Genomic DNA, 7,243 nt, shown 5'->3' on the forward strand with positions numbered 1-7,243 from the left:
CTGAGTTCCGTTGTTTTACGGGGCTTTAGTTTCAAAAAACACACAGTTCGCTGGATTTCTATTGATGTAAGCCGCTTTGTCCACAACGCTGTGGCAGCAATAGGCTCACCATTCAAAACCCTGGGAAAGCTTATCTGCCTTAGTTTTGTAGAGCTTTGCTCTTCTCGCAGAGTATTTTGAACTTTAAACTTTGAATTCCGCGTAGCGGTACTAGTCGTTGGGAGTCCAGGAGCCAGGACGTGACCGTTGGGGCTTATTGCCAGCATCGATAGGTTGACGAAAGGTGTAAATTAGGTGAGGCAAGAACTGTGGAAACAGCCTCTATCTCAGCGTGATTGCTGGGACTTGGGGGCCTGAGTATGAAGAGTCCTTAAAGAATACCTATCATTGAGGTGAAGTCTGAGGAGACGATCGCCTCAGGACTAAGGTTTGACAACTGTTAACGACACGCAAAAGAAACGATGCGGATTTCTCTGAACTGGCTAAAAGACCTAGTTTCCATCACCTTATCGCCAGAGGAGCTAGCTGATGCTCTGACGATGGCTGGTTTTGAGGTCGAAGATATTGAGGATAGGAGAACTTGGGCCGAGGGTGTCGTTATTGGCTACGTGACGGACCGACAGCCTCATCCTAATTCAGACAAACTCAGCCTCTGTACGGTCAATATTGGCGCAGATGAGCCTTCAACGATTGTCTGCGGTGCGGCCAATGTCCGGGCGGATGCCTACGTTCCAGTCGCTAAAGTTGGCACCTATTTGCCCACGCCTGATCTTAAAATCAAACCCCGAGAAGTCAGGGGTGTGCTCTCAGCCGGCATGATTTGCTCCTTGGCCGAGTTGGGTTTGGCGAAAGAGTCTGAAGGCATTCATATCTTTGAAGAAGCAGATTTAGCCTTGGGCAGCGACGTTCGGCCCCTGTTGGGTTTGGACGACGTGGTGCTAGACGTCACCTCAACGGCAAACCGAGCCGACGCCCTGAGCATGGTCGGACTAGCGCGGGAAGTGGCCGCCATCACGGGAGCCGAGCTGAAAATGCCGATCGCTCCCAGCCCAGAACCTCAGACCTCCTCAGCAGCCGTCACGGTCTCCCTATCGGACCCCAAAGCCTGTCCAATCTATATTGCGACCGTTTTAGAGGCCGTCAAAATTGGTCCGTCCCCAGCATGGCTGCAACAGCGCTTGCAGTCGGCGGGAACTCGCTCCATCAACAACATTGTCGATATCACCAACTACGTGCTGCTGGAATGGGGGCAGCCCCTGCACGCTTTTGATCGCGATCGCCTAGCTCATGTGGCGGGCAGCAGCGACTATGCTTTGAGCGTCCGTTTTGGTCAATCCGACGAACGTCTGACCACTTTGGATAGCCAGGAGCGATCGCTCAAGCCGGAAACGTTGGTGATCACCGCTAACGATCAGCCTGTGGCGTTGGCGGGCGTCATGGGTGGTGAGGAGACTGAAGTTTTTGATGATACGACGGCAGTCACTCTGGAAGCCGCTTATTTTGACTCAGCCGTGATCCGTAGATCGGCTCGCAGTCAGGGATTGCGGACGGAAGCCTCAGCCCGTTACGAGCGCGGTGTCAATCCGGCAGAACTGAATTTGGCGTGCGATCGCGCCCTGCATCTCATGCAAACCCTGGCCAGCGCACGGATTGTCTCACAAGTCACAGACCGGACCCCCGTCGGAGAAATCACGCCCACCCGCACTCTGTCCCTGCGCCTGAAGCGAGTTCACGCCGTTTTAGGACACGTGGTCAACTTGGGAACAGAGACCCCAGCACCGATTCCAACCGAGAAAATTCAGGACGTGCTGGAAACGTTGGGGTGCTCCGTTGAGAAGGACGCTGACAACACGGTGTGGCAGGTGACGATTCCGGCATTCCGCTATCGGGACTTGGAGCGCGAGATTGACTTAATCGAGGAAATTGCCCGCATCTACGGCTACAACTACTTTGCCAATACCCTGCCCCAAGCGGCCATTGGTGGTGCGCTGTCCCTAGAAGCAGACTTAGCGCAAAGACTCCGCCAGTCCTTACGAGGAGCGGGATTAACGGAGCTTATTCACTATTCGCTGACCAAACCCGAAACAGAGAATCAGGTCGTCTTAGCCAATCCGCTGTTCACGGAATATTCTGCGCTTCGCACCGATCTCATTAACGGCTTGATAGAAGCGTTCAAATTCAATCTGGAGCAAGGCAACGGGCCTCTAAACGGGTTCGAGATTGGCCGTATCTTCTGGATAGAGGGAGATGCAACTCAAGAAACGGAAGTCGTTGGGGGAATTTTGGGCGGTGATGCGCGACAAGGCAAGTGGGTGACGAGCGATCGCCCCGAACCCCTCACTTGGTTTGAAGCCAAGGGTGTGCTGGAATCCGTTTTTCAGCGGCTGGGCCTCAGCGTTGACTATCGCGCTGACCATGATGATTCGCGCCTGCATCCAGGCCGCACGGCGTCTCTCTGGGTGCGGGGACGAACGCGGCTGGGCACCTTCGGACAGCTGCATCCCCAACTGCGCCAGGAGCAGGATCTGCCCGACGAAGTCTATGTCTTTCAGCTGAACTGGTCTGTTCTTGTGACCTGTCTGGCGACGGCTAAGCATAAAGCGGTGAAGTTCAGCCCCTATTCGATGTTCCCGGCTAGCGATCGCGACATTGCGTTCTATGCCCCGGTCAGCGTCACGGTGGCCGATCTGGAGAAAGCCATGACCAAAGCGGGCGGCAAATTGCTGAACTCCGTCACCTTGTTTGATGAATATCGGGGAGAATCCGTTCCCGAGGGACAGCGCAGCTTGGCCTTTCGCCTGGTCTATCGCGCTCTGGATCGAACCCTGACGGACGACGACATTGAACCCGTTCACCAAAAGGTGAGAGCCACCCTAGAGAAGCAGTTCAAGGTGGCTCTCAGAAGCTAGTGGCTCGGTAGGAATAGCAGGGAATAAGCGAGAGGGAACATGCCTACGATCACGGCCCAGGGAAAAACCTTTGAGTGCGAAACAGGCGCTAACCTGCGTACGGAGCTTTTGAAGCACGGCGTTGATCTTCATAATGGTCAGGCTAAGATCATCAACTGCCGGGGAATTGGCACCTGCGGCACGTGCGCTGTCCAAATTGAAGGTCCTGTTTCAGAGGCGAACTGGCGCGATCGCTCCCGTCGTGCCCTGCCGCCCCATAATCCTGATCGGGACTTACGTCTCGCTTGTCAAACTCGGGTTTTAGGGGACATTCGCGTTACCAAGTACGATGAATTTTGGGGTCAGGGCGCTGAAACCGTTTGGACACCTGAAAAAGCGTGATCATTAAGTAAATCAGAACTATGATGAGGGTAGTTCTGCTGGAAATGGGTGCGTGTCTGTGAGGAGACTTCACAAATGAGTCGGTATTTATTGGCCGCTATTTTGGGACTGGTTGCCATAGCAACGATTTACGGCATTGGCAACAGTCAGGAAACGCTGCAACGAGCGACAGATGATTCAAGGGATAGGGCTGTCTCTGACTCGCTGAACAATGACGACATTGCCAGTATCCAAGACGCAGGTCAGAACGTCACCCGTCAAGTTTCAGCCGATGGAGAGGTTATCGGTGCTCCGCCAACGGCCCAGGTTCCAGACGACGCACCGGAAGTTTTTGATGACGAGGTGCCCGCTGTTGAGCCTGAGCCTGAGCCAACCATCGAGCCCGTGCAGCCAGTGCCTCCCCGCGATCGCGAGGCGATTCCTGCGCTGTGGTAGGCCCGGAACATCTACAAACCTCGACAATCATCCGGTCACGACAAAGTTGAACAGTGCTTGTGGGCGATCGCCGTTGGCTTCAAGGGCGACTAATAGCTCGGGTTGAAAGAGAAAATCGTCTTGATTCAGCGGCTCTTCTGGAAAATAAAGCTGCGTTGTGAACGCTGGTTGATTGGGGGCCTGCACCCGCACATGAATATGGCGAGTCCGTCCTGGATAGAGGCCGGGGAGAATGGTCTCTAGGCGATAGTAGCCCTTGGCATCGGTGAACTGGCGTCCGCGAAAGGTATAGCCGCTGGTGTCGTATTCACCTTGAGGGTCAGTGTGCCAAAAGTCTAATAGCACATCGGCGATCGGTTCACAGCGAGTTGACAGGACCTGTCCGCTCAGAATGATTGGCGTCCCTGCCAAGCCCGGCTCTATTAGTGAGGTGCGCTGTGGAGAATGCAGCAGGTAAAACGGCCCGGCGGTTTGTGATGGCGTTGGTTCGTCGCCACAGGCCGGGGTTGGTGACAAATTTTGGCCCCGGAGCGATGGGTTTACCGCTCGCAATGCCGACCGAACGTTACGACTACAGGTTGCTAACGCAAAAGAGGTCAGCATCAGCGAACCCGTTCGCAACATGGCGCGACGACTGGGTTGGTGGACTCTCAGGTGTGACATCTTATTTGTCCTGACGATAACGCTATTGGGTCATTAACCATGATGAACAATTCAAAGCCTAGGGGTGGGGGTAGCAGTGCCAGCCCTACAGGAGCGATCGCTCTACTCTGAAGGTACTGAACTCAATGACACAGTAGGGTAGGCGATGCCCAACCGACATGGCTCACTATTTTGGTTTGGATGCACGATTACCTTCCTGCGTAAAATCGGTATTCCAAAAAGGCGTAGGGTGGGCAGTGCCCACCTCAAAGCCCAAGGGGTAGCACTGCCCACCCTACTGGAGTACGGTAGGGTAGACAGTGCCTGACGATGCAGCTCACCCTACGAGCGAGAAAGTTATGGAATCTTGAGACCTGCAAGTGCTCATGTTCGACTACGATCGAGAAATGCACTTCAGCATTGTGGGATAGAAGAATGACATGGCAGGGGCTTCAGATGTCCTGATTGTAGGCGGCGGCGTTATTGGCTTAGCGATCGCCCTTAAGTTACGGCAGCGATCGGTTTCCGTGACGGTGATGAGTCGCGATTTTGCGGAGGCGGCGAGTCATGCAGCGGCGGGGATGCTGGCTCCAGGAGCCGAACATTTGCCTCCGGGTCCGCTATTGGAGCTGTGCCAACACAGCCTGTATCGCTATCCTGATTGGGTTAGAAAGCTCGAAAGTTTGACGGGACAAGACATTGGCTATTGGCCTAGCGGTATTCTCGCGCCGCAATTCACCCGACCTGCTGAGGGGCACGATCGCGCTTCAGCGCACGGTCGCTGGCTAGAACCCGAGATAGCACGGCACTATCAGCCTGGCCTGAGTGAGGCGATCGCGGGGGCTTGGTGGTATCCCGAAGAGGGTCAGGTTGATCCTCAAGCGCTCTCGCAGGCGGTGCGGGCTGCCGCCCTGGATGCCGGGGTTGAGATTCAGGAAGGCGTCACCGTGCACGGTTTGGTGCAGCAAAACGGTCGGGTGCAGCAGGTGCAGACCTCGGTAGGTGATCTGCAAGCAGGGCATTACATTCTGGCGACGGGAGCTTGGTCCAACGCGCTGCTGCCCATTCCGGTCTCCCCCCTGAAGGGACAAATGGCCGCCATTCAAGTCCCCCCTCATCATCCCGATCCGCTGCCCCTACAGCGAGTCCTGTTTGGGGACAACATTTACATCGTGCCCCGGCGCAGTGGTCGCATTGTTTTGGGAGCCACTTGCGAAGCCGTGGGGTTCACGCCCGGCATCACCGTAGCGGGCCTGGCGCACCTGTTTCACGAGGCCGCCACGCTATTCCCCCGGCTCGAAACCTTTCCCGTACAAGAAACCTGGTGGGGATTCCGGCCTCTAACCCCTGATCAGGCACCGATTTTGGGGCCTAGCGCCTGCGACAATCTCACCTTGGCGACTGGCCACCATCGCAATGGCATTTTGCTGATGCCCATTACCGCTGAAATGGTTGCCGACTGGGTCTTAGACAAAAAATCGTCTTCCTTGCTAGAGTCTTTTTCATGGCAGCGGTTTGAACGGCCTGCGTCGCCGTCTTTGCCTGTTCCTTTACCTCAACAGCCCATGCAAGTTCTCGATCCGTCTCCCTCGGCCTTAGAGATCACCCCGACCCCTGAAGATGCGCCCCTGGTGATTGCGGGACGTGAGTTTCGCTCTCGGTTGATGACGGGGACTGGGAAGTATGCGAATTTTGAGACCATGCGGCAGGCGATCGCGGCCAGCGGCAGCGAAATTGTGACGGTGGCCGTCCGTCGCGTGCAAACCAATGCCCCCGGTCACGAAGGACTGGCAGAAGCGCTGGACTGGTCCCGCATTTGGATGTTGCCCAACACAGCGGGCTGCAAAACTGCTGAAGAGGCCATTCGGGTGGCGCGACTGGGCCGAGAAATGGCCAAGCTGCTGGGTCAGGAAGACAATCATTTCGTCAAGCTCGAAGTGATTCCCGACGCGAAGTATCTGCTGCCGGACCCCATTGGCACCCTGCAAGCGGCTGAACAGCTGGTGAAAGAAGGGTTTGCCGTGTTGCCTTACGTCAATGCCGATCCGATTTTGGCGCAGCGGTTAGAGGCGGTCGGCTGTGCGACAGTAATGCCCCTGGGGTCTCCCATTGGCTCAGGTCAGGGCATCCGCAATGCCGCCAATATCCGCATCATCATCGAAAATGCCACAATTCCGGTCGTTGTGGATGCGGGCATCGGCACCCCCAGCGAAGCCGCCGCCGCCATGGAGATGGGAGCCGACGCTCTGTTAATCAATACGGCGATCGCGAAAGCCCAAAATCCAGTCCTCATGGGGCACGCGATGGGCCTAGCCACCACCGCCGGACGACTCGCCTACCGCTCAGGCCGCATCCCCATCCAATCCCACGCCAGCGCCAGCTCCCCCCTAGCTGGCCGCATTACTGAATAGCGTCAAGGGGATAAAACCGCAAAATATTGCGAAATGATGCCTTTGGAATTGACAATCTCAGTCAAGCGGCTATTCTTAAGCAAAGGCTTCCAAATCTGAGGGGGTCTGCCGATCCTTGAAAACCGCATAACGTCGTCAACCCCCTCAGATTGCTTTCCGTGCAAGGGTTTCAGCCCTTTCTGAGGAGGGGTTATTGACAGCAATTCTCAACTATTCTGCCTCGAAATTGACCCCCTCAGATTTGGGGTGTTCAAAGCCTTGCTATGCAAGGGTTCTAGATCGAGGGGGGTTCAACCTCCCACTACCCCGCAAGGGGACGGAAACAGACTCAGCACTGATGCGAACCCAGCCATTAGCCGGTTCAACCTCCCACTACCCCGCAAGGGGACGGAAACGCTCCACCCAAAACAGTTGCTGTCTGAGTGTAGGGTTCAACCTCCCACTACCCCGCAAGGGGACGGAAAC

Annotated in this window: 5 protein-coding genes and 1 pseudogene; 5 read left to right on the forward strand and 1 reads right to left on the reverse strand. The window is 55.8% G+C overall.

Annotation, left to right across the window (positions count from 1 at the left end; all coding sequences use genetic code 11):
* Positions 1–461 precede the first annotated feature (461 nt).
* The 3 genes from pheT (at position 462) to PN498_RS12275 (ending at position 3,725) form a co-directional block, all read left to right on the forward strand.
* The gene (pheT, locus tag PN498_RS12265; protein WP_272063079.1) at positions 462–2,909 is read left to right on the forward strand and encodes a phenylalanine--tRNA ligase subunit beta; all 2,448 of its coding nucleotides are present in this window, start codon (positions 462–464) and stop codon (positions 2,907–2,909) included.
* 39 nt (positions 2,910–2,948) lie between these two features.
* Entirely contained in the window at positions 2,949–3,290 is a 342-nt protein-coding gene (locus PN498_RS12270; protein ID WP_272063080.1) for a 2Fe-2S iron-sulfur cluster-binding protein, read from the forward strand.
* Between the two features lie 75 nt (positions 3,291–3,365).
* Positions 3,366–3,725, forward strand: coding sequence for a hypothetical protein (locus PN498_RS12275; protein WP_272063081.1), 360 nt, complete (start codon positions 3,366–3,368; stop codon positions 3,723–3,725).
* Between the two features lie 27 nt (positions 3,726–3,752).
* Here the strand turns inward: PN498_RS12275 and PN498_RS12280 are convergent, their stop codons facing one another.
* Entirely contained in the window at positions 3,753–4,388 is a 636-nt protein-coding gene (locus tag PN498_RS12280; protein ID WP_272063082.1) for a dioxygenase family protein, read from the reverse strand.
* A gap of 419 nt (positions 4,389–4,807) precedes the next feature.
* Between PN498_RS12280 and thiO the strand changes: the two are divergent.
* Together thiO and PN498_RS28505 are read left to right on the forward strand one after the other, a co-directional pair.
* Positions 4,808–5,830, forward strand: a pseudogene (gene thiO / locus PN498_RS28500) (glycine oxidase ThiO); the annotation flags it as partial.
* Positions 5,831–5,932: 102 nt separating this feature from the next.
* Complete coding sequence (locus PN498_RS28505; protein WP_334312250.1) at positions 5,933–6,778, forward strand: thiazole synthase; 846 nt, start codon at positions 5,933–5,935, stop codon at positions 6,776–6,778.
* Positions 6,779–7,243: the final 465 nt, after the last annotated feature.

It is taken from the genome of Oscillatoria sp. CS-180 (genome assembly GCF_028330965.1).
GTDB lineage: Bacteria > Cyanobacteriota > Cyanobacteriia > Phormidesmidales > Phormidesmidaceae > Halomicronema.